20 protein-coding genes are annotated in these 22,631 nt (G+C 73.1%); 4 read left to right on the top strand and 16 right to left on the bottom strand.

Translation table 11 applies throughout. From position 1 onward, the window contains the following. The first annotated feature begins 45 nt into the window (after positions 1-45). Together ddaH and rocD are read left to right on the top strand one after the other, a co-directional pair. Positions 46-861 carry a dimethylargininase gene (ddaH, locus tag ABZ406_RS05655; RefSeq protein ID WP_334502249.1) on the top strand — a complete coding sequence of 272 codons (816 nt, stop codon included), beginning with the start codon at positions 46-48 and terminating at the stop codon, positions 859-861. Next, a complete protein-coding gene (gene rocD, locus ABZ406_RS05660; RefSeq protein WP_357756325.1) occupies positions 861-2,075 on the top strand; it encodes an ornithine--oxo-acid transaminase in 1,215 nt (404 codons plus the stop codon). Before ddaH ends, rocD begins: the two co-directional genes overlap by 1 nt. A 53-nt stretch (positions 2,076-2,128) precedes the next feature. On the opposite strand, the gene ABZ406_RS05665 is transcribed toward rocD, so the two are convergent. From ABZ406_RS05665 to ABZ406_RS05695, 7 genes are all read right to left on the bottom strand, one after another. Next, the gene (locus tag ABZ406_RS05665) at positions 2,129-3,283 is read right to left on the bottom strand and encodes an FHA domain-containing protein (RefSeq protein WP_357756144.1); all 1,155 of its coding nucleotides are present in this window, start codon (positions 3,281-3,283) and stop codon (positions 2,129-2,131) included. Beyond that, positions 3,280-3,573 (bottom strand): 4a-hydroxytetrahydrobiopterin dehydratase, encoded by a 294-nt coding sequence (locus ABZ406_RS05670; protein ID WP_357756145.1) that lies wholly within the window; start codon positions 3,571-3,573, stop codon positions 3,280-3,282. Before ABZ406_RS05670 ends, ABZ406_RS05665 begins: the two co-directional genes overlap by 4 nt. 56 nt (positions 3,574-3,629) lie before the next feature. Continuing rightward, entirely contained in the window at positions 3,630-4,682 is a 1,053-nt protein-coding gene (locus ABZ406_RS05675; RefSeq protein ID WP_357756146.1) for an acyl-CoA desaturase, read from the bottom strand. Between the two features lie 135 nt (positions 4,683-4,817). Next, positions 4,818-8,357 (bottom strand): hypothetical protein, encoded by a 3,540-nt coding sequence (locus tag ABZ406_RS05680; RefSeq protein ID WP_357756147.1) that lies wholly within the window; start codon positions 8,355-8,357, stop codon positions 4,818-4,820. 48 nt (positions 8,358-8,405) lie between these two features. Continuing rightward, positions 8,406-8,726 (bottom strand): divalent-cation tolerance protein CutA, encoded by a 321-nt coding sequence (gene cutA / locus ABZ406_RS05685; protein WP_357349055.1) that lies wholly within the window; start codon positions 8,724-8,726, stop codon positions 8,406-8,408. 129 nt (positions 8,727-8,855) lie between these two features. Further along, positions 8,856-9,860 (bottom strand): 1-acyl-sn-glycerol-3-phosphate acyltransferase, encoded by a 1,005-nt coding sequence (locus tag ABZ406_RS05690; RefSeq protein WP_357756148.1) that lies wholly within the window; start codon positions 9,858-9,860, stop codon positions 8,856-8,858. Next, complete coding sequence (locus ABZ406_RS05695; RefSeq protein ID WP_357756149.1) at positions 9,860-10,693, bottom strand: patatin-like phospholipase family protein; 834 nt, start codon at positions 10,691-10,693, stop codon at positions 9,860-9,862. Before ABZ406_RS05695 ends, ABZ406_RS05690 begins: the two co-directional genes overlap by 1 nt. A 201-nt stretch (positions 10,694-10,894) precedes the next feature. On the opposite strand from ABZ406_RS05695, the gene ABZ406_RS05700 reads away from it, so the two are divergent. Continuing rightward, positions 10,895-12,361 carry a protein kinase gene (locus ABZ406_RS05700; protein WP_357756150.1) on the top strand — a complete coding sequence of 489 codons (1,467 nt, stop codon included), beginning with the start codon at positions 10,895-10,897 and terminating at the stop codon, positions 12,359-12,361. A 19-nt stretch (positions 12,362-12,380) separates the two neighbouring features. Here the strand turns inward: ABZ406_RS05700 and ABZ406_RS05705 are convergent, their stop codons facing one another. The 9 genes from ABZ406_RS05705 to ABZ406_RS05745 form a co-directional block, all read right to left on the bottom strand. Continuing rightward, positions 12,381-13,436 carry a glycosyltransferase family 4 protein gene (locus tag ABZ406_RS05705; protein WP_357756327.1) on the bottom strand — a complete coding sequence of 352 codons (1,056 nt, stop codon included), beginning with the start codon at positions 13,434-13,436 and terminating at the stop codon, positions 12,381-12,383. A gap of 142 nt (positions 13,437-13,578) precedes the next feature. Continuing rightward, entirely contained in the window at positions 13,579-14,250 is a 672-nt protein-coding gene (locus ABZ406_RS05710) for a BON domain-containing protein (RefSeq protein ID WP_357756151.1), read from the bottom strand. A gap of 177 nt (positions 14,251-14,427) precedes the next feature. Beyond that, positions 14,428-16,017: a trypsin-like peptidase domain-containing protein gene (locus ABZ406_RS05715; RefSeq protein ID WP_357756152.1), complete on the bottom strand. Its 1,590-nt coding sequence runs from the start codon at positions 16,015-16,017 to the stop codon at positions 14,428-14,430. 62 nt (positions 16,018-16,079) lie between these two features. Continuing rightward, positions 16,080-17,642: a HAMP domain-containing sensor histidine kinase gene (locus tag ABZ406_RS05720; protein ID WP_357756153.1), complete on the bottom strand. Its 1,563-nt coding sequence runs from the start codon at positions 17,640-17,642 to the stop codon at positions 16,080-16,082. Then, complete coding sequence (locus ABZ406_RS05725; RefSeq protein ID WP_354995316.1) at positions 17,639-18,340, bottom strand: response regulator transcription factor; 702 nt, start codon at positions 18,338-18,340, stop codon at positions 17,639-17,641. Before ABZ406_RS05725 ends, ABZ406_RS05720 begins: the two co-directional genes overlap by 4 nt. Before the next feature lie 86 nt (positions 18,341-18,426). Next, positions 18,427-19,038, bottom strand: a complete 612-nt coding sequence (locus ABZ406_RS05730; protein ID WP_357756154.1) for a PadR family transcriptional regulator — start codon at positions 19,036-19,038, stop codon at positions 18,427-18,429. Then, on the bottom strand, positions 19,035-19,859 hold the full coding sequence (locus ABZ406_RS05735) for a DUF4097 family beta strand repeat-containing protein (RefSeq protein WP_357756155.1): 825 nt from the start codon (positions 19,857-19,859) through the stop codon (positions 19,035-19,037). Before ABZ406_RS05735 ends, ABZ406_RS05730 begins: the two co-directional genes overlap by 4 nt. 136 nt (positions 19,860-19,995) lie before the next feature. Beyond that, positions 19,996-20,934, bottom strand: coding sequence for a lysophospholipid acyltransferase family protein (locus tag ABZ406_RS05740; protein ID WP_357756156.1), 939 nt, complete (start codon positions 20,932-20,934; stop codon positions 19,996-19,998). Beyond that, complete coding sequence (locus tag ABZ406_RS05745; RefSeq protein WP_357756157.1) at positions 20,931-21,704, bottom strand: GNAT family N-acyltransferase; 774 nt, start codon at positions 21,702-21,704, stop codon at positions 20,931-20,933. Before ABZ406_RS05745 ends, ABZ406_RS05740 begins: the two co-directional genes overlap by 4 nt. A gap of 159 nt (positions 21,705-21,863) precedes the next feature. On the opposite strand from ABZ406_RS05745, the gene ABZ406_RS05750 reads away from it, so the two are divergent. Continuing rightward, entirely contained in the window at positions 21,864-22,511 is a 648-nt protein-coding gene (locus ABZ406_RS05750; RefSeq protein ID WP_357756158.1) for a hypothetical protein, read from the top strand. Positions 22,512-22,631 lie beyond the last annotated feature (120 nt).

Genomic DNA, 22,631 nt, shown 5'->3' on the forward strand with positions numbered 1-22,631 from the left:
CATGGTGGCCGGGCGCGCCCGACCCCTGGGAGCAGGACAATGACGATGGACGCCACCAGCCAGCGCCTGTTGATGTGCCGGCCGACGTACTTCGCCGTGGATTACGCGATCAACCCCTGGATGGACCCGAGCGCGCCGGTCGACGCCGCGCTGGCCGTCCGGCAGTGGGAGCAGCTGCGCCAGACGTACCTTGACCTGGGCCACACCGTCGAGGAGATCACTCCGGTGCCCGGCCTGCCCGACATGGTCTTCGCCGCCAACGGCGGCACGGTGATCGACGGCAAGGCGATGGCAGTGCAGTTCCGCGACCCGCAGCGCGCCGACGAGGCTCCGGCGTTCCGGGCCTGGTTCGAGGCCGCCGGCTTCGAGATGTACGACCCCAAGCACGTCAACGAGGGCGAGGGCGACGTCCTGCTGGCCGGTGACCACCTGCTGGCCGGCACCGGCTTCCGCACTGCGCACGCCGCGCACGCCCAGTTGCAGGAGGTCTTCGGCTACCCGGTGATCACCATGCAACTGGTCGACCCGCGCTTCTACCACCTGGACACCGCGTTGACAGTGCTCGACGAGCGGACCGTTGCGTACCTGCCGGAGGCGTTCTCCCCGGGCAGCCAGGCCGTGCTGCGTCGGCTCTTCCCCGACGCGGTGCACGCCACCATGGCCGACGCCGAGGTGCTCGGGCTGAACGCGGTGAGCGACGGACGGCACGTGGTGCTGCCCGCGCAGGCCACCGACCTGGCCGCCAAGCTGCGCGACCGGGGCTACGAAACCATCGGGGTCGACCTGTCCGAGCTACGTAAGGCCGGCGGCGGACCGAAGTGCTGCACGCTGCGACTCCGTCAGGGAAAGGCAAGCAAGTGATCGTGGATGACAAGCTGCGTACACCGGAAGCGGTCCGGGACGCCGAGCGCTGGACTGCGCACAACTACCACCCCCTGCCGGTGGTGATCTCGTCCGCCGAGGGCGCCTGGCTGACCGACGTGGACGGCCGCCGCTACCTGGACTGCCTGGCCGGCTACTCCGCGCTGAACTTCGGTCACCGGCACCCACAGTTGATCGCCGCCGCGCACACCCAACTGGATCGGCTGACGCTGACCAGTCGGGCGTTCATCCACGACCAGTTCGCCGACTTCTGCCGGGAGTTAGCCGAGCTGTGCGGCAAGGACCTCGTGTTGCCGATGAACACCGGCGCCGAGGCGGTGGAGACCGGGATCAAGGTGGCCCGCAAATGGGGCTACCAGGTCAAGTGCGTGCCCGCCGGGCAGGCCAACATCGTGGTCGCCGAGGGCAACTTCCACGGCCGGACCACCACCATCGTGAGCTTCTCCACCGACGAGGATGCCCGCGCCGACTTCGGGCCGTACACCCCGGGGTTCACTGTCGTGCCGTACGGCGACCTGGACGCGCTGACCGCCGCGATCGACGAGAACACGGTGGCCGTGCTGCTGGAGCCGATCCAGGGTGAGCAGGGTGTGGTGGTGCCGCCGGAGGGCTACCTGCCGGGCGTACGCCAGGTCTGCACCGACCGCAACGTGCTGTTCATCGCCGACGAGATCCAGTCGGGTCTGGGGCGTACCGGCGCGACCTTCGCCTGTGACCACGAGGGCGTCGTGCCCGACATGTACCTGCTCGGCAAAGCGCTCGGCGGCGGCATCGTGCCGGTGTCCGCGGTGGCCGCGAACGCCGACGTGCTCGGTGTGCTCAAGCCCGGCCAGCACGGCTCCACCTTCGGCGGCAACCCGCTGGCCTGCGCGGTGGCGATCGAGGTGGTCCGGCTGCTGGCGACCGGCGAGTTCCAGCGCCGCTCGGCCGAGCTGGGTGAAAGGCTGCGATCCGGCCTGGAAGGGCTGGTCGGCAAGGGCCTCATCGGAGTACGCGTCCGTGGCCTGTGGGCCGGTCTGGACATCGACCCGGCGCTGATGAGCGGCCGTGAGGCGTGCGAGCGGCTGGCCGCGCGTGGGGTGCTCGCCAAGGACACCCACGGGTCCACGATCCGGCTCGCCCCACCGCTGGTCATCACCGAAGAGGAGATCGACCTGGCGGTGACCCAGTTGGCCGAGGTGCTGGCCGGCTGACCGAGGAACCTGCTGGCAGGCGGGCGCCGGGGTTCCGGCGCCCGCCTGCCGCGTCAGGGTCGAGGTAGGCGCATGGCCATTGTCGGGGCCTCCGCCATCACCGAGGTGGGGGTGAACGGGGCACCGGTCGGCAACTCCTCGGCCCGGCCGATCTGCACCCCCGGGTACAGCTCCACCATGTCGTTCTCGCCCAACACCCGGGACTGCTGAGGCGCCAGCGGGATCCGGTCCGACTCGGCCATCGAACCGGCCGGGCGGATACCGGAGCCGTTGGTGCTGACGTCGGTCACGATGACCTCGCCGACCCGCAGCTCGAAACTGACGTGACCACGGCTGATCCACCGCCGGGCCTCGTCGTTGAGCCACTGCCCGAGCATGATCCCGCCGTCCTGCTCGGGGGCCCGGCCGGCCACGATCGGCTGCTCCTCGCTGAGCACGAACCGCCGTCGGACCAGGCCGCCGACCCGCACCGCGAGCACTTCGGTACGCGGACGCGGGCCGCCGTCACCGAGCCGTACGCCGTGCCGAGGGCAGGTCGGTACGCCGTTGCGCAGCGCGGGCGGCGGCTGCGCGGCAGGGCTGCGGTCAGCACCTCCGGCCAGGTCGGCGAACGCGCCACCTCCGCCACCTCCGCCGAACAGCGCGCAGCCCGACTCCGGGCAGCGCCACTGGCGGGCCAGCAGCTTCACTCCGGTCGGCGACCGCTTGCCGGCCACCGGCGAGTGCCCACCACCGACGTGGGCGATGAACACCGGCCCGCCGGCGCCCGGCACCGGGGCGACCACCCGACCGGGCTGCTCGACCAGCCACGGGAACCGACCGCGCAGCCCGTCGAAGCGGACCCGGCTGAGCACCGGCAACCCGAGCAGGTCGGCGACCTCCAACATCCGGTCACCCGGGTTGTCGAGCACCTCGACGAGCCCGTCGTCGGCCCAGCGGCGAACGACCATCCGCTCGTTGGAGGTGAGGTCGGCGTCGGAGAGCAACGCCCGGTGGACCACCGCGTAGACCTGGACGCTGTCCTCCTCCAGCTCGCGGGAGAGCGCGTCGATGACCATGCCGAGGCGGAGCAGGCTGGCCGGCCGACCACCGTCGATGTCCTGGTAGCGGATCACCTCGGCCAGGTCGACCACGGCACGGGCCAGGGACGGGTCCGTGCAGACCCGACCTTCGATGGCATCCAGAACCTTGCTGATCTCGAATCTCATGCCGCACTCCGGACGATGTCGTCAATGCGCCGGGCCAGCTCGACGTCCCGGTGGGTGACCCCACCGGCCGAGTGCGTGACACAGCGGAAGGTCAGGGTCCGCCATCTGATGTCGATGTCGGGATGGTGGTCGAGCTTCTCCGCAACCGTCGCCACCCGGTCCACCACCGCGATGGCCGCCGGGAAACTGCCGAGCTGGACGGTACGACCGAGGCCGGTCGGGTCACCCGACCAGTCGGGCAACCGGCTCAGCTCTTCTCGCACCGCGTCCGCGGTGAGCAGGTCTGCCATGACCAGACCCTACCGGTGGCGCGTCCGAAGAGCCGGACGCGCCACCGCTGGGCAGCTCAGCCGCGCAGCGGCCGGCCCACCTCGTGCAGGTGACCCAGTGCCTGCCGGTACGACTCGACAAGCCCGGTCTCGGCGTACCGGATGCCCTGCTCGACGCAGTAGGCCCTGACGATCGGCTGGGCCCGGCGCAGGTTGGCGCGGGGCATGTTCGGGAAGAGGTGGTGCTCGATCTGGTAGTTGAGGCCACCCAACGCGGTGTCCACGAGTCGACTGCCGCGTACGTTGCGGGAGGTCAGCACCTGCTTGCGCAGGAAGTCCAGCTCGTCCTCGGCGGTGGGCATCGGCATGCCCTTGTGGTTCGGCGCGAACGCGCAGCCCATGTAGAGGCCCCACAGTGCCTGGTGCACGACGGCGAAGAGCAGCGCCTTGAGCGGGGACATGACCGCGAGCAGCAGCGCGACGTAGCCGACGGTGTGAGCGACGAGCAGCGCCGCCTCGACCGCCCGGTGCCGCATCGGGACGGTGTACCCGCCGTTGGGCTCCCGACCGACGATCGCCCGGATGCTCGCCACGTGCAGGTTCAGGCCCTCCAGGAGGAGCATCGGGAAGAAGAGGTACGCCTGCCGCCTGGCCATCCAGCGACCGATCCCACGGGTCTCCATCGCCTGCTCGGGTGTCCACACCAGGGCGCCCGCGCCGACGTCCGGGTCCTCGTCCTCGTGGTTCGGGTTGGCGTGGTGCCGGTTGTGCTTGTCGACCCACCAGCCGTAGCTGAGGCCGACCGCCGCGTTGCCGGCGAACAGGCCCACCACCTCGCTGGGGCCGCGTCGACGGAACATCTGGCGGTGCCCGGCGTCGTGGCCGAGGAACGCGACCTGCGTGGTGGCCACCGCCATCAGGGCGGCGAGGGGCAGCTGCCACCAGGAGTCGCCGAGCAGGAACACGGCCACCCAGCCGGCCACGAAGGCACCGAGGGTGAGCACGATGCGGGTGACATACCAGCCGGGGCGCCGCTCCAGCAGGCCCGCCTGGCTGATCCGTCGGGACAACTGTGCGTAGTCACTGCCTCGCCGTCGTACCGGCGGTTCTGCCACCGCTCCGAGCGCCATCGCTGCTCCCGTTCGACTTGCGCCCGTACCGGGGTGGTTCGGGCTTAATGTCAGTCTCCCGATCGGGGTAGCGCTGAGTAACCCCGACAGCCCCCGAATGGGGGGTAGTGCAGGCCCTACCCCCACTGGTCCGGCTCAACCCAGTCGGCCCACCGCGGCGCGCAGTCGAGCCAGGTCACGCCGCCGCCGCTCGTAGGTGGCAGCGAGCCCGACCAGCGCCAACCCGCCGACCCCCAGGTAGATCCACCGGGGCAGCAGGTCCCACCCACGGGCCAGCTCGTGCAGCGCCAACAGCGTCAGCACCCCGCCGCCGAGCAGCACCGGCGCCTGCCAGCGACGGGTGGCGCCGGCCAGCACCGCGCCGGTGGCCGCCGCGCCGAGGAGCAGTCGTCGCCACGGCTGCGGGTCCGCCCCGGCCAGGACCGACACGAGGCTGGGCAGCAACGCCGCGACCAACCCCGGGCCGAGGGCCGGCCAGCTGGTCAACCCCGGCCGGGTACGCAGCGCCAGCAGGCCCGCGCCGACGGCGAGCGCCGCGGCCGGCAGTGTGTACGCCTCCGGCACCGTCACCCCACCGGCGGCGAGCAGCACCCAGGCCCCGAGCAGCTCGCTGCCGGCGGCGATCCCAGCGAACGCCCACCGCCGCCCGGCCGGTTCCCCCCGGCGCAGCAGTCGCAGCGCCACGGCCACACCCCAGAGCACGCAGATGGTGGCGAGGTGCCGCGCCACCTCGACGGCGAGCAGCGCCGCCACCAGCACGACGGCCTGCGCGGCGGCGTCCAGGACGCGCCCCAACCGGGCTTGCGCCGACGTGAGCGCGGCGGCGGCCAGCACCACCACGGCCACCGCCAGCAGTGGGTACGCGGCAGCCCGCAACGGCAGCCCACCGGAGAGCGGGGCGGTCACCGCCAACGCGGACGCGGCACCAACGGCGGCGAGACAACCACCGACCCGTACCTCGAATCGGCGCGCCCCGACGGCGACCGCGACCGCCGCCACCAGTAGCGCGCCCTCGGCCGCGAGCGTCAGGGCCCGGGTGGCCAGGAGACCGAGCACCCCGGAGCCCACCAGCACCACGCCCACCGGCACGGCGACCGGTGTGAGTGCCGGGCGGGCCGCCGCCAGCGCGGTGAACAGCAGCGCGGCCAGGCCGGCGAGCAGGACGGCCGCCGGCAGCACCGGCCACGGCACGCCGACCGCCGTGAGCAGTACCGGCAACGCCGCCGCGACGAACGGCAGCGCGGGCGGTACCGGCCGGCCGACCCGCCGACCAGCCAGCGCGGCGGCCACCGCCAGCACGACAAGCGCGAAGCCGACCGGGAGCACCGACAGGTCGGCGACGACAGTGGGCGCCCCCGACCACACCCGACCTCGAGCGCCATCGGGCGACACGAGCGCGGTCAGCACCGTCGGCAGCGCCGCCAGGACAGCGACCACCGCCAGGACTCCGCCGGCCGTCAGCAACAGCGCCGACCGGACCGAACCGATCTCAGCCGCCGACTGGATCGGCTTCGCCTCAGCCGCCGACCGGGTCGGGTCGGCCTCAGCCGCCAACCGGGCCGGCACGTCGGCCGCCGACCGGGCCGCCTCGCGTTCGTCAGCCACCGGCCGATCCCCGAGGGCGACGAACGTGATACCCAGCGCCGCCAGCGCGGCGTACAGCGTGAGCGGCTCGTCACCCGCCCCCACCAGTGGCGCGAGGCCCGGCACGGCCACCGCGACGACGGCACCGGTCACCGCGTACCCGATGAGGTCCATCCGATGGCGACGGGCCGCGAGCGCCGCGACGAGCGACAGCCCGGCGGCGGCCAGCGCGAGCCGGGCCTGCCACCACGGCGGCCCGCCCGCGGCGAACAGCGCCACCGCCGCGATACCGGGCAGCGCGAGCTGCCCGGCCAGCAGACCCAGGCCGGCCACCTCCCGGTACGCGCCGGCCCCCCGTCGCACGGCAAGGGCCAGCCCGACCACAGCGACCACGCCCAGCACCACCAGGGCACCGGTCGGGGCGGCCAGGGCGACGAGCAGCCCGTGCCCGAGCAGCAGCGCACCACCGAGGGCACGGATGCGCAGGGCGAGCGGTGGGGTGGTCGGACGGGCCAGCACGGCGAGCAGCAGCGCGACCCCGCCGACCAGGTCGATGGCCACCACCTGCGGCCAGGAGGCCGTCCAGCCGGCGGGTACGGCGAACAGCACCGCCACCGTGCCGGCGGTGGCGAGCACCGCCCGTGTCGTCCGGGGCAGCAGCAGCGCCGTCGCGCCGACCGCCACTGCCACCGCCACCGCCACCTGCCAGCCCCAGCGCAGGTCCGGCCCCGTCCCCGCCCCACCCCAGGGCGGCAGCGACCGGCCGACGGCGGCGACCGCCAGCCCGACTGTGATCAAGACGCTGACCTGCGCCGTGCCCGCCGCGACGAACAGCGCGCCGGCCCGCGGGCCGGTCCGCCAACCGCCGCCACCGTCCACCGCCGCCCCAGCCGGCACCGGCAGGAGCCGCACGGCGACGGCCAGCCCGAGCGCCACCATCGCCGCCGCGAGCAGCAGCACTGACGGCCGCAGCTCCGCCACCGGACGCAGCAGCGCGGCGGCGAGCACCGGCACCAGCAGCCCGGCCGCCACCGCCCGTAGCGCCCGACCTCCGACCAGCCAGGCCGCGCCGAACCCGGTGAGCGCGACAAGCACCAGCGGCACCCCGGCCAGCAGTGGCGAACCCCCCGCCCGCCCGGCGACGAGGGGCACCACGGCGCACGCCGCGGCACCCACCAGCGCGGCGACGTGACCCGCGCCGGCCACCAACCGACCGACGAGCTGCGCCGCCCCGTCCCGCTCCCGCAGCGCGGCCCACACGGCCAGGTTCAGCGACGCCACCCCGAGCAGCACCAACGCCCACCCCGCCGCACCCAGCCCGGCCTCGGCGGCGAGCAGCGGCAACGCCGGCTGCGCGGCCACCAGGGCAGCGAACCAGGGCCCCGTCAACCCGCTCCACCGGCCGTACGCCACGGCGACCGCCGCGCTGGCCCCCCCGACCAGCGCGGCGTACCGACTGCCCGGCCAGTCGGACACGCCGGCCAGGTCCACCGACCAGGCCGCGTAACCGTCCAGCACCACAAGCAGCAACCCCACCGCGGCGAACGTCTCCGCGGTCCCCCGCAGGCCCCGGCGGACCGCCAGCAGCGGCACACCCAGGGCGAGCGCGGTGAACGCCGCCAGGATCAACGCCCGCCCCGCGACCCCCACCGCCGCCCAGGCCACCGCTGTGAACACCACCGCCGCGGTGCCCAGCAGCAGTCCACCGAGGACGAAGAGCAGACCCTGGATCGTCCGCGTCGACGTCTCCGCCGCACCAGGCCGGGAATCCGCCGCCACCCCGGGGCCCGGACCGATCGACGGCACCGGCCCGACGGGAGCCACCGGGCGCGCCACCACCGAGGCGGCCATCCCGGCGCGGACGACCGCCGCCAGTTCGGCCCGCCGCCGCGACACGGCCGACAGACGTCCGGCCAGCTCGGTGTACGCGCGGCGCGCCTGCTCCACCTTCGGCTCGAGCTCGGCGGCCTCCCGGCTCAGCCGAACCACCTCGGCGGCGATCGGGTCGGGCGCGCGATGGCAGCCCGAGCAACCGGCGCTCAGGTCGGCCGGTGCGCCGCAGGCGGGGCAGGGGTAACGGGTGTCGTCCACCCGGTCATCATCGACAACCGACCCCGGTGCCACCCAGAGTGCGCGTACTCAGGAGCGGGTGTGCTCGTACACCCAGGTGGCGTAGTCGGGGTTGCCGCTCTCCATCCTGGACACCAGGATCTCCGGAACCTCGTACGGGTGGCTGACCCGGATCTGGTCCAGCAACGCGGCAAGCCGGTCCGGTGCGGTCTTGAACTGCACCGACCACTCGGTGCTCGTCTCCATCCCGGACCGCCACCAGTAGGTGCTGTCCACCTGACCGCCCACCTGGGCGCAGGCGGCGAGCCTGCCGGCGACGGCCGCAGCCGCCAACACGTCGGCGACCGCACGTGCGTCCACCACAGTTGTCACCACGCAGATCTCGTCCACGCAGGCACCCTACGCGGCCAGACGCAGCAGAGCCCGCCTTTCGTTCGCGACTGCGGGGCTCCGCTCCGCTGCACTCCTCGCACTCACCGAAGCCCGCCTTTCGTTCGCGACTGCGGGGCTCCGCTCCGCTCAGCGGTTGGCGGCGATCCAGGTGTCGATCTGCGCCCACCAGTCGAACAGCCAGTCGATGCGTTGCTGCCGTCCGGTGGGGACGTCCTCCGGAGGCACCGACCAAAACCGCATGACGATCCGCTTGTCCATCGGCAGTTCCCGCCACACGTCGGCGACGGTCAGCATCCGGTCCAGCCCGGTGTGGGCGACGAAGATGACCCCGGCGTCCGGCGCGGCGTCCAGTGCGGCGAGCATCCCACCGGGCTGCGGGGCGAGCACGTGGCGCATCCGCTCGGCGCGCTGGGCCATCCGTTCCAGGCCGAGCGAGCGCAGCCGGGCGATGGCGCGCAGCCGTCGCCCGGGGGTGAAGTTGCCGCCCTCGGGAAAGATCACGAACGCGTCGTTGTCGTCCAGGCCGCCGGCGAGGTGCCCGACCTGGCGTACCGTCTCCTCGCCGCGTTCCGGGGTCGGCGCGATGAACCGGTTGGGCAGCCGGTTGAGCAGCACGTCGATCGCCGGATCCCACTGGAGGCTGTCCTTCAGGACGATCCGGGGCTCGCGGTGGAACCAGTTGACCAACCCGTGGATGAGGATGAACGAGTCGCCCGGCCCGGCGTGCCGGCACAGCACCAACTCGGGCCGGCCGGGCAGCGCAGTGTCCGGGTCGGTGCCCACCACGTCGATGCTCAGGCGCAGTGTCCAGCGGGCCTGCCAGAACAACACCCGCAAGAACCAGCCGGCCAGCACGTAGTGCGCGCGCTGGAAGGCCGGGGACCGGGCCCGCCAGCCGAAGCCTGAGGCGACCCAGAGCACGAACAGCGCGAGCAGCGCGGCAGCGTCCCAGACCAGGTAGACGCAGCCGATCCAGAGCAGTCGCAGCGGGCGCAACCGGCCCGGGACCAGCGGGGACGCGGCAGCGGCGAGCAGCGCCCAGACCGGCAACGTGGTGACCACGAAGAAGGCGAGCACCACGACGGCGGGGGCGAACAGCAGCCGACGCAACCACCGGGGAGGCAGTGGCATCACTGCTCCAGGTGGGTGGCGAGGTAACGCCGGGAGGCGGTGTACGCGCGGCTGATCCGCCGCCCCACCGCTGCCATGTCCCGATACGCCCAGGGCGTGTCGTCGCGGGGGTTGAGCCCGCCGGTCGGTAGGACGTGCACCTCCACTCCCTCGGGCAGCGCCGCCAACTCGCGAAAGAAGCGGTGCCGGCGGGAGATCTCGAACGCGACCTGCGCGATCTCCCACGGCCGGCGGGGCGGGGTCAGCTCCCGTTCGATCCGACCCACCTGGAGGACGTAGATCCGGCGGGCGCCGACGGCCACCGCCTCGCCGATCGGGATGGAGTTGACGATCCCACCGTCCACGTAGTGCGCGCCGTCGATCTGCATCGGCGGAAGCAGCCCCGGCACGGACGCCGACGCCATCACCGCCGGCACCACCGGGCCACTGTCGAACCAGTGCTCGGCGGCCCGTTCGATGTGGGCGGCGCAGCAGCGGAACGGCACCCGCAGGTCGGCGAAGGTGGTGTCCACCCCCAACTCGGTTTCCAGCAGGCGGCGCAGCGGTCGGGGTGAGTGCAGGTGGGTGCGGGCGGCGAAGCGGCGCAGCTGACGGGCGACCGAGTCGCCGTACACCTCGCTCGCCTCCGGTGAGGCCCACAGCCGCACCAGCCGGTCGGTCACCGCCTCCGACGGGTCGGCGGCGACCAGCGCGCCGTTCACGGCGCCGATCGAGGTGCCGAGCACCATGTCGGGTTGGATGCCGGCGCGGAACAGCGCGCGCAACATGCCCACCTCGACCGCGCCGAGCACTCCCCCGCCGCCGAGCACGAACGCCACCGGTCCCGCCGCCATGTCTCCCATCCTGGCACGGGCCCGCTCTGGACCGGTGAGCCGCTGTCGACCGGTGAGCTGCTGTCGACAGGCGGGCCACTGTCGACCGGCGGTCGGCGCACGGCACGCACCGCCCGTCGACGGCCGGCGGCGACGGCGTTGACAGGCCGGACACATTCGCGCAACCTGATACCGCTCCCACCCCTGAGGCAGGTGCGATCCGTGAAGGCAGCGCTGCATCCGGGCCGATTGCTGGCTCGCAGATACCGACTTCTGGACCAGATCGGCGCCGGTGGCATGTCGGTCATCTGGCGTGCCCGGGACGAGGTACTGGACCGGGTGGTCGCGCTCAAGGTGCTCGCCCCGTCCCTCGCCGCCGACGCGCGGTTCCGGGGCATGGTGCGCGAGGAGGCCCGGGCCGCCGCCCAACTGGTGCACCCGCACCTGACCTCCGTGCACGACTACGGCGAGACTGTCGACCCGGACGGCTCGATCACCTCGTTCGTGGTGATGGAACTGCTCACCGGCGAGGAGTTGAAGCTGCGGCTCACCGAGGGGCCGTTGCCGTGGGCCGAGGCGGTGCAGGTGGGCGCTCAGGTCGCTGACGCGTTGGCCGCCGCGCACCGGCTCGGCATCGTGCACCGGGACATCACCCCGGCGAACGTGATGATGACCGGGACGGGCGTCAAGGTGCTCGACTTCGGCATCGCCACCCGGATCGGAGCGCCCGACGAGGACGAGGACGGCGAGACCTTCGGCACCCCGGCGTACGTGGCTCCGGAACGTCTCGACGGCGCGCCGGCCCAGCCGTCCACCGACGTCTACTCGCTCGGCGTGCTGCTGCACGAGGCGCTCACCGGCCGGGTCCCGTATCCGGCGGACACCTGGGAGCAGCTCAGCGTCGCGCTGGCCAGCGGCCCGCCGCCGACCCTTGCCGACCTGCCGGACCTGCCCGCGGCGGTGGCGGAGATCTGTCTGCGCAGCCTGGCCCGGAACCCGGCCGACCGGCCGACGGCCCGGCAGGTCGCCACCGCGCTGCGCGACCACTCGTTGCCCGCCGAGCCCCCGACGGCGACCATCCGGGTACCCACCCAGCCGCTGCCACCGCAGTCGCCCGCCGTCGCGACGGTGAGCGTCCCACCGGAGGGGCGACCGGTCGGCGACACCTCGGACGAGCCGACGCCCCGATCGGGCTGGTCAGGGCGGCGGCTGGTGTTGCTGCTGGTACTGGCCGTCGGGGTGACGGTGGCCGGGGTGGCTCTGCTGCCCGAACAGCAGCCGACCCGCCGGGCCCAGCCCTCCGCTGGCCCGGTGACGATCCCGTCGACCGGGCCGACGACCATCGAGTCGTCCGCGCCGATCACACCGACCCCGCCACCGCCGACGAAGCCGACCACCGGCGCGCCCACCTCGAACCCGGGCACCCTGACCGCTGTCGCGAACCGGGTCGACGGGTTGATCGGTGCCGGGCTCAGCGCCGGGGAGATCCGCGACGACGTGGCCCTCGACCTGCGCAACGAGCTGCGAAACCTGACCGTGGCGGTCAGCTCCGGCCGGGAGGAGCTGGCACCGCCGGTGGCCCGGCTACGCGCCAAGGTCACCGTCCGTCTCGGTGAGGGCGGCATCAGCCCGGCGTACGCCTCCCGGCTCGACGCCGCCATTGCCGAGTTGGGCGCGACCGGGGCCTGACCCGGCTACCCCCGGTGGGTCAGCGCACCGGCACCCGGGCCGGTGCGGGGGCGTCCTGCCGGCTGAGGGCGAAGCGCCGGTAGACCTCCGCGTAGCCGCTCGCCATCCGCTCGACCGAGAAGCTTCGCGCGACGTGTGCCACGCAGTCCTCCGGGTCGAGCCGCTCCGCCGCGAGCAACGCCGCAGGTAGCTCCTCGGACCGCTCGACCACGAGCCCGGTCAGCCCCGGCCGGACCAGCTCGGGCACCGCGCCGCGGTTGAGCGCGACAACAGGCGTGCCGGTCGCCATCGCCTCCAGCATCACCATGCCGAACGGTTCGTCCCACTGGATCGGCATGATCAGACAGCGGGCGTCGACGAGCATCCGCAGCGTCGTCGCGCGGTCCGCGTTGAACACCACAGTCACGTCGTCGTCGACCATCGGCGCGACGACCTGCTCGTAGTAGCGGCGTTCGGCCGGCTCGTTGCACTTGCCGGCCAGCAGCAGGGGCAACCCGGCCGCCCGGCACGCCCGGATGGCGGTGTCCGGGCCCTTGTCCGGGCTGAACCGGGCCAGCCACAGCACGGGCCCCGCGCCGGGCGTGTGCTTCCGCGGGAAGCCGCGGATGTCGAGGGCGTTGTGCACAGTGCCGGCCCAGGGCAGGTTCGGGTTCAGCCGACGCTGGGCGTGCGAAATGGCCACCAGAGCGACGCCCTCGTCGATGTCGCTCAGCACGTCGCCGTACTCCCCGACGGGGTTTCCGTGCACCGTCGAGACCGTCGGCACGGCCCGGCGGCCGGCGACCAGCGGACCGATTGTGGTGTGGTCGTGGATCACGTCGAAGTCGGCCGCGCTGATCAGCCGATTCAGCCGGGCCAGGTGGGCCAGCTCGGGCAGTGACTCACCGAGCCGCTCGTACTGGACCTCGGCGACCGTCGAGACGAAACCGTCGGCCGCCGTGCCGTGGTCAGCGCCGGCACCGAACAGGGTCACCGCGTGCCCCTGCGCGCAGAGCGCGTCCACCAGGGCGGCGACGACCTGCTCGAGGCCGCCGTAGCCGGGTGGCGGAACGGACAACCACGGTGGAACCACCATCGCGATGCGCAGCGACCGCTCATCGGAGCGCCCCGCAGGCGGGTGGTTCACTGCCACGAGTCCTCCCGTTGGTCCCCGGCGGCACCGCCGGTCGGCGGCGGTTTCCCAGTGACGTCACGGGTAAACCGGACATGCCGGACGCTCACCCGCCCACCAGGAGTTGGTCGTGGACCACCCGCACCCCGGGCGCGGACCACGCCACCCGCTCGACCTGGTCGCGTTCCCACCAGGAGCGGACCACCCCGGCGAGGACCAGAGTGTCGCCGTCCACCTCGACTGTCACCCGCTCGCCGCCGAGCGTGCGCGACAGCGCCCGCTGAACGTCCCGGCGCAGCAGCTCGGCCTCCGGCGGCGCCGCAGGTCGTACCTCGATCAGGTTGGTGATCCCCCGCACCCCGTCGAGCCGGCGCACCTCACCCTCGGCGGCCCGCCGCTGCCACCCGAACTCGACCTCACCGCGCAGCATCAGCCAGCCGTTGGCCACCGTCACGTCCAGCCGTTCGGCGGGAACGAAGCTGTCCCACTCCAACGCCCGGGTGGCGGCGATGGCGACCTCGGCGTCGGTACGCCCCGGAGTCCCGGGCAGGCGCACCTCCATCGCGTCGGCGACCGCCCGTACGCCACGGACCCGCTGGGCGCACCGGGTCGCCGCCCAACCACGAGCGGCACCGTCCACGTAGCCGGTCAGGGTGACCACGCCCTGGTCGACGGTCACCCCGATCTCGTTCGGTTGCAGCTGGGCGTCCCAGGCCAGTTCGGCCAGGACGTCGCGTTGGATCCGCTCGTCGTCGCGGACATCCAGCACCTCGGTCACGGCACCCCACCCCCGGTTCCGGTCGTCGCCCACCGAACCTGCCGGGCGGACGGGTGACGGCGGTTCACCCGATCCGGGTGAACCGCCGTCCGGGCGGAAAGAAGCGGCGGGTGACGGAGCCGACCCCCTCGGCCCCGCCACCCGCCGCCGGAGGGAGGAAGCAGGTTGGATTACCGGTCAGGACGTCTCGGCGAGGGTCACCGTCGCCGACTTCTCGGCACCGTTGCGCTTGAACTGCACCTCGACCCGGTCGCCGACCTTGCCGGCCTGCACCGCGCCGACCAGGTCGTCCGAGTCGTTGACCGCCTTGTCGCCGAACTTGGTGACGACGTCGCCGCGCTGGAGGCCGGCCTTCTCCGCGGGGCTTCCCGGGGTGACCGAGGCGACGAGCGCGCCGCCGCCCTCGGCCTGGTTGACGCCGACCCCGAGTGACGGGTGGCTGACCTTCTCGCCGCGCTGGAGCTTGCCGGCGACGTCCTTGGCCTTGTTGCTGGGGATGGCGAACCCGACACCTATGTTGCCGGTGCTCTGCCCGGAGGTCGCGATGGCGGTGTTGACGCCGATCACCTCGCCCCGGGTGTTGACGAGCGCGCCACCGGAGTTGCCGGGGTTGATCGGCGCGTCGGTCTGGAGCAGGCCGGAGATCGAGCTGACCGGCTGGCTCTGCTGGTTCGGGTCCTGCTGCTGGCCCTCGCCGGCCCGGATGGTGCGGTCCCGGGCGCTGAGGATGCCCGAGGTCACCGAACCCTGGAGGCCGAGCGGGCTGCCCAGGGCGAGCACCTGGTCACCGACCTGCATGGCGTCGCTGTCGCCGAACTTGGCCGGCTTGAGGTCGCTCACCCCGTTGGCCTTCACGACGGCCAGGTCGGTCTTCGGGTCGGTGCCGATGATCTTCGCGTCGGCTGTCTTGCCGTCGGCGAAGACCACCCGTACGGCGTCACCAGCGGCGGACGCGACAACGTGGTTGTTCGTCAGCACGTACCCGTCGGCGCTGAGCACCACCCCGGAGCCCTCACCGCTGTCGGTGGTGATCGAGACGACGCTGTCCTGCACCGCCGCAGCGATCTTCGGGAGGTCGGCGCCATTGATCACAGGTGCCGCGGAGTAGGTGCGGGTGACACCGCCGCCGTCGCCGTCGAGGGCGAGCGCGAGCGCCCCGCCGGCCACGCCGGAACCGAGCATCAGGGCGAAGACCGCGACGCCGGCACCGGCGAACTTGGCGATCCGGCCCGGCCGGGGGCCGCTGCCGGGCGGCGCTACCTGCGGGCCCCACGGCGGGACCGGCTGGCCCGGGTGCTGCTGGTGCTGCTGGGGGTGCTGGCCGGGGTGCTGCTGGTGCTGGGCGTACGCCATGCCCGGCTGGCCCCCGCCGGCCCAGCCGGACTGCTGCCCCGGATACCACTGGGCACCGGGGTAGTGGCCGGCGGCCGGCTGTGGGTAGCCGGGCTGGCCGGGCGTCTGGTGACCGGCGACCGGGTACGGCGGCGCGGACGCGGCCGGGGCCGGGCGCTCGTAGCCGGTCGACGGCTCGTAGCCGGTCGGCTGCGCGGCGGCCGGCGGGCCGGCGGGCGCGGCGGAGCCGGCGTACCCGGCGGCCGGGGCGGCGGCGGTGGTGTCCGCGGCGTCGGCGGTCGGGACGACAGGTACGGGAGCGGTCGGGGAGTCGGACTGCACGCGCTCGTCGCGCGGCAGCTCGGCGGTGGGGTGCGACGGCTCGGCGTCGGTGGGGGCCGGCCGGCGCTGCGGGTCGGACTCGAACTCGGTCATGTCACTACCTTCTCCCGCGGCACTGCAATCAACCTGGAACCGTCCTGGAAGTTGGCTGAAAGTCACTCGCCCGCTCCGTCGACCTGCGGCAGCAGCGGCAGCCGAACCCGGAAGGTGGCCCCACCACCCGGTGTCTCGACCACCTCGACCGAGCCGTGGTGAGCGGCGACCAGCGCCGCCACGATGGCCAGGCCGAGGCCGGTACCGGTGTTGCCGTCGGCCCGACGGGTACGGGCAGCGTCGGCCCGGTAGAACCGCTCGAAGACCCGTTCCGCCTGCTCCGGGGAGAGGCCGGGACCGGTGTCGGCCACCTCCACGATGGCGAAGCCGCCCGGTTCGGCGCGCAGCCGTACCCGGATCTCGGCCTCCGGTGGGGTGTGGGTGAGCGCGTTGGTGACCAGGTTGCCGATCACCTGACGCAGCCGCGCGTCGTCGGCGGAGACGACGAGCGGGCCGGATTTGGGTGCGATCTCCAGCTCGATCTGCCGGTCCGGTGCGATCGCCCGCGCGGCCTGCACCGCGTCGGAGGCGAGCACCGGCAACTCCACCGGGGTCAGCGAGAGCGGCCGTTCCATGTCCAACCGGGCGAGCAGCAGCAGGTCCTCCACCAGCAGCCCCATCCGGGACGCCTCGTCCTCGATCCGGCGCAGCAGGCCGGCGGTCTGCTCCGGTTCGCGGGCCGCACCCTGTCGGTACAGCTCGGCGAAGCCCCGAATGGTGGTCAACGGAGTCCGCAGCTCGTGCGAGGCGTCAGCGACGAACCGCCGCATCCGTTCCTCGGAGCGGATGGCCCGCGACTCGGACGCCTGAGCGGCGGCGGCGGCATCCCGGGCGGCGCTCTCCGCCCAGCGCGCCGAGGTCTCCGAGGCGGCTCGGGCGGTGAACGCCGCCTCGATCTGGGTGAGCATCGCGTTCAGCGCACGGGAGAGCCGGCCCAGTTCCGAGGTCGGCTCGGCCTGACCCTCCTCCGGGTCGGGCACCCGGCGGGTCAGGTCACCGCCGGCGATCGCGGCGGCGGTCTGTTCGATCTCGACGAGGGGCTTGAGGCTGGTCCGGACGACCGCCGCGCCGATCGACGCCAACATGATCAGCACCGCACCGCCGACCAGCAGGTCGATCCAGGCCAGCCGCTTGACGGCGAGGTCGACGTCCGTCAGGTGCTGACCGATCGCTGCCATCTGGCCGGTGGGCAGCTCCGTGTAGAGCATCCGCCAGCGCACCGAGCTGTCCCGGGCCCGGGCGGTGAACGGAGCACCGTTGCGGGCCTCTTCCACGGCCCGGAACCCGTCCGCGTCGCTCGGCCACGACGGCAGATCGTCCATCCGGAAGTTGGTGGTGTCGAACACCGGGATCAACGCCTTGCCGGTTACCGTGTCGGTCAGCACGATCACGTAGTCGGTCGGCAGCAGGACGGTTCTCGACGACGCCGTGATGTTCTGGATCCGCTTGGCGGAGTCGTGCAACTCCTGGTCGATCTGGTCGACCAGATAGTTGTGCAGGAAGTACGCGGTCGAGACGCTGATCACCAGGAGCGCGACGGCGACCAGTGCCAGCACCGAGGTGACCAGCTTGATCCGCAGCGGAACACCGCGGACCCGCCCCTTCGCCTGCTCGACAGCGTTCACGCCGCCGGCTTGCGCAGTACGTACCCCACCCCGCGCAGAGTGTGGATCAGTCGGGGTTGGGTGGTGTCGACCTTGCGCCGCAGGTACGAGATGTAGGACTCCACGATGTTGTCGTCACCACGGAAGTCGTAGTTCCAGACGTGGTCGAGGATCTGCGCCTTGGACAGCACCCGGTTGGCGTTGAGCATCAGGTACCGCAGCAGCTTGAACTCGGTCGGCGACAGTTGCACCCGCTGGCCGGCCCGGTGCACCTCGTGGGTCTCCTCGTCCAACTCAAGGTCGGCGAAGGTGAGCCTGGACGGTGTCTGCTCGCCGGTCGTGGTGCGGCGCAGCACGGCCCGGATCCGGGCGGTCAACTCCTCGAGGCTGAACGGCTTCGTGACGTAGTCGTCGCCGCCCAGGGTCAGCCCGCGGATCTTGTCGTCGGTGGCGTCCCGGGCGGTCAGGAACACCACAGGGGTACGCGTGCCGCCCTCGCGCAGCATCCGGATGACCTCGAAGCCGTCCAGGTCGGGGAGCATCACGTCGAGGACCACCAGGTCGGGCCGGTGGTCCTTGGCGGCGTGCAGCGCCGCGCTCCCACTTGTCGCGGTGGCCACGTCGAAGCCCGCGAACCGCAGGCTCGCGGAGAGCAGTTCGAGGATGTTGGGGTCGTCCTCGACGACGAGCAGTCGCGCCTCGGTCTGGGTAGCGGGCATGCGCCCATCATCGGTGACATCACTGCGCCAGCGCTGGACGCTTCCTGCAAAAAGGCTGTGAGTCGCCGGTCGTGCTGCGGCGACGGTCAGCGCAGCAGGCGACGCAGCCCGTCGAGGGCCCCGTCGAGCAGCCGGATCGCGGTGCGCAACTGGGTGTCGCTGAACTGTCGGGCGCGCATCAGACGACCCACCTCGACGGTGAACGCGGCCAGCCGCCCGTCCAGTTCGTCGAATAGTTCGGCCTGCGGCCCGGCCGTCGGCGCCGGGCGAGGCGGTGGCACGGGTGCCTCCCACCGGGCCCGCCGGGTCTGCCGGGTGGCCTCGCTCAGCTCCCGCTTGAGGTCGCGTACCGACCCGCGTACCTCACTGCGGATCTCGCCGGCCAGGCTGGACAGGTCCGCCACGGTGGCCGCGATGTCCGTTTCCAGCGCTGTCAACTCAGCGGCCCGCTGGCGCAGCTCCGCCCGACCGGCGTCGGTGATGTCGTACGTCTTGCGGCCACCGGCAGCGGTGTGGCTGACCAGCCCCTCGACCTCCAGCCGTTGCAGGCGGGGGTAGATGGTGCCGGCGCTCGGCGCGTACAGGCCGAGGAACCGGTCCTCCAGCAGGCGGATCAGCTCGTAGCCGTGCTTCGGGCCGTCGTCGAGGAGCTTGAGCAGGTAGAGCCGGAGCCGCCCGTGGCTGAACACGGAGGTCACGGCAGCTCCTCCCCGTCGTGGTCGACCGCTCGGGCGAGCAGGGCGATGCTCCCCGAGGTCGCGGAAGCCCAGAGCTTACCTTCGCCGGCACCGAGCACCCCCTCGCTGCTGGGCAGTGGGAACGTCGAGCTGCGTAGCTGCGGAAAGCCGCTGGTGATGCGCCCGGAAGCGGTGTTGAGCTGAACGGCGAGGTCGCTGTCCGCCCGGACCCGGACGGTGATGCTGCCCGAGATGGTGGTCAACCGGATCTCGCTGCGCCGGGGGTTGTCCAGATCGCAGGTGATGGCGCCGGAGACGGTCTGCGCCCGTACCCGGTCGGCGGCGCTGTCGGCGAGGATCACCTCCCCGGAGACCGTCTCCACTGTGAGGTCCCCGCGCACGCCGAGCGCCTCCACCGGCCCCGAGGTGAGCTTCGCGGAGGTGCTGCCGCGGAGCCCCATCAGGGTGATCTGGCCGGCGACGACGTGGACATCGGTCTGCCGGCGCAGGCCGGAGGCGACGAGCGAGCCCGCCACCAGACCGAGGTCGGCGAGGACGTCGGCGGGCACCGCGACGGAGACGTCCACCCGGGGATAGCGGTGGATCATCCGGAACCAACGCAGCACGTCCGACCAGCCTCGACCGCGCTCCTGACGGATGCTCAACCGGCCGTCGCTGTGGTCGATCAGGACCGGCCGTCGGCCGACCTGGGTCACGTCGACCCGGGTCGGCCCGTCGGTCGCGACCACGTTGAGTCGCCCGCTGATCAGCCGAACGTCCAGCCGGACGACGGGAGCGTCCACTGTGATCCGCTGCGGGCTCTCGACAGTCCAGCCGGCCATGGCGTCCCCCTCTCGACGACGTGCGGGAGGCACGCCGAACAGGAGAAGAATGTAACGCGATACATCGCGACAGCACAAGACAGTCGCGAGTCTCGCCCCACCGCACGATCTTCGCGCGGACGCGGGGGCCTTCGGCTCAGGCCGCCAGGTCCAGCTCGCGATCGGCGAGCCGCTGCGACAGCGGAACGGCGGGGGCCACCGTCGGCACCGGCCGCAGCCGGGTCCGCGCCACGGCACCTGGAGTGGGCACCAGGTGTACGGCCGACTCGGCGGCCCGGGCCAGCAACCGTCGATCGGCGTCACGGGCCGGGTGCAGCGCGCCGGCGATCGTCACCGAGACCACCAGGTCCCGCGCCGCGACGACCCGGGCCACGGAGCGCAGCAGGGTGTCCGCACCGAGGAAGGCGGCCGCCGTGGTGGTCGACCCGGTGGCCGCACAGCGGTAGGTGAGGCGCAACGGCACCACCGGGCTGCCCGTGTCGATGGCCGCCTGGAACGTGGCGGGCCGGAAACCACCGCCGGGGCGGCAGTCGGTGGCGTCCGTCCCGGCACACCACGTCGTACCCTCCGGGAAGACCGCCACCGACCGCCCGGCGCGCAGCGCGTCGGCGACCTGGTCCACGGTCCTCGGCAGCGCCAGCGGCCGGGCGCGGTCCACGAAGACGGTGCCCGCCGCCGCGGCCAGCAGACCCACCACCGGCCACGAGCGGATCTCGCGCTTCGCCACCATCCGGGTGGGCGCCACCGCCAACACGGCGAGGATGTCCAGCCAGGAGACGTGGTTGGCGACCAGCAGCGCGCGCCGCCGGGGCAACCGACCCTTGACCACGAGGCGGACGCCGAAGGCGCGCGCGGTGGCCCGGGCCCAGCCGCTGACCAGACCCTGCCGTTCCCGGCTGGGAAGCACCGGCAGCAGCAGCACCACCGGGATCCCGGCCAGCAGCATGCCGAGCGCGGCGACCAGCCGGAGCACCCGGCGGGCCACCGGCACCGCCGGCACCTCGCCGGCCGCCGGCAGGCAGTCGTCGTCGCAGCCCGAGGAGGGCCGCCACAGGTCACGCGGCACGGCGGTCACCGCTGCTCTCCGCCCAGGAAATGCCGCAGGTAACGCGGGTTCATCCGGTCCAGGGAGAACAGGACGTAGAAGTCCGCGCAGCCGAAGTCGCTGTCGTACGACGGCTCGCCGCAGATCCACGCGCCGAGCCGGAGGTAGCCCCGCAGCAGCGGCGGAACTCCTACCCGGCCGGCCGGGGCGGCGGTGAGCGGGCCGGCGGCAGCCGCCTCGGTGAACCAGGGCCGCAGCGGGCGCACTCGCAGCGGCGGCGGCGACAGGTGCCGGTCCCGGGCCTGGGTCCAGACCTCGGCGACGGTCCGCCCGCCGTCGGCCACCGGCACCGACGCGCAGCCGCCGAGCCAGCGGGAGCCGCGCAGGTGCAGGTACCTGATGATGCCGGCCCACATCAGGTTGATCACCGCGCCGGAGCGGTGGTCCGGGTGCACACAGGACCGGCCCGCCTCGACCAGGTCGCCGCGGAGCGGGTCGAGCGGGCTCAGGTCGAACTCGTCCTCGGCGTAGCGCCGGGCTGTGCGTCCCGGCGGCAGCAGCCGGTACGTGCCGACCACCGCGCCGGTGCTGTCCTCGCGGACGATCAGGTGGTCGCAGTACGCGTCGAAGGGATCCACGTCCAACCCGGCCTCACCGGGGAGGAGGGTGGCGCCGAGCTCGGTGGCGAACACCTCGTGGCGCAGGCGTTGCGCGGCCGCGACCTGGATGGGGTCGTCGGCGATCAGCAGGGTGTATCCGCTGGTCTTCAGGGGTGCGCCAGCGGCATGCAGAACGGCCATGGGATCTGTGTAGGTGCCCGGGTTGCCGTCCACGGGGACCACTGGTGTCGATCGGATGAACGCCGGCAGGCGAGACTGCTGGCGAGACCCGGTGGAGGCCGTGCGAGGCTGCCCGGGCCGGCCGGCGACGACGCCGGCACGCACCACCGGAGGTCGACCATGCGCATCGAGTCCCGCTACAACGGGCCCGCCGGTTCCGGCAACGGCGGCTGGAGCGCGGGCACCTTCGCCGCCGAGGCGGGTGGCGGCGGGCCGGTCGAGGTGACGTTGCGTCGGCCCCCACCGCTGGATACCGAGCTGACCCTTGTCGACGGCGAGGTCCGGGACCCGACCGGCGAGCTGGTGGCCGAGGTGCGCCCGGCCGACGTGGTCGATGCCGTCGTACCCCCTGTCGACCTGGGTACGGCGGTGGCCGCCGCGGCCAGCTACCCCGGCCTGGTCGAGCATCCGTTCCCCGGCTGTTACGTCTGCGGTCCGGACCGGGCCGACGGGCTGCGGATCTTCCCCGGCCGGTTGCCGGACGGCCGGACCGCCGCGCCGTTTCGCGCGCCCGCGCAGGTCGGTGGGGCCACGGTCTGGGCGGCGCTGGACTGCCCCGGTGGTTGGGCGGTGCTCGCGCCGGGCCGCCCGTACCTGCTGGGACGGATCGCCGCCGTGGTCGCGGCGCTCCCCACGCCGGGCGACGAGTGCGTCGTGACCGGGGCGTTGCTGCGCGTCGAGGGACGCAAGGCGTTGGTGCACACCAGCCTGTACGGACCGGACGGGTCGTTGCTCGGCGCGGCCCGGGCCACCTGGATCGCCCGCTGAGCCCCGGTCGTCGTTCGTAGGGATGAGTCGCCTCCACCCCGCGACGGACGCAAACGTACGGACCGCGCCTGATTGACCTTGTTGCCACGGGCCGTCACGCTGTGCCACGGCGTACCTAGA

It is taken from the genome of Micromonospora sp. NPDC005710, from assembly GCF_040630995.1.
Lineage (GTDB): Bacteria > Actinomycetota > Actinomycetes > Mycobacteriales > Micromonosporaceae > Micromonospora.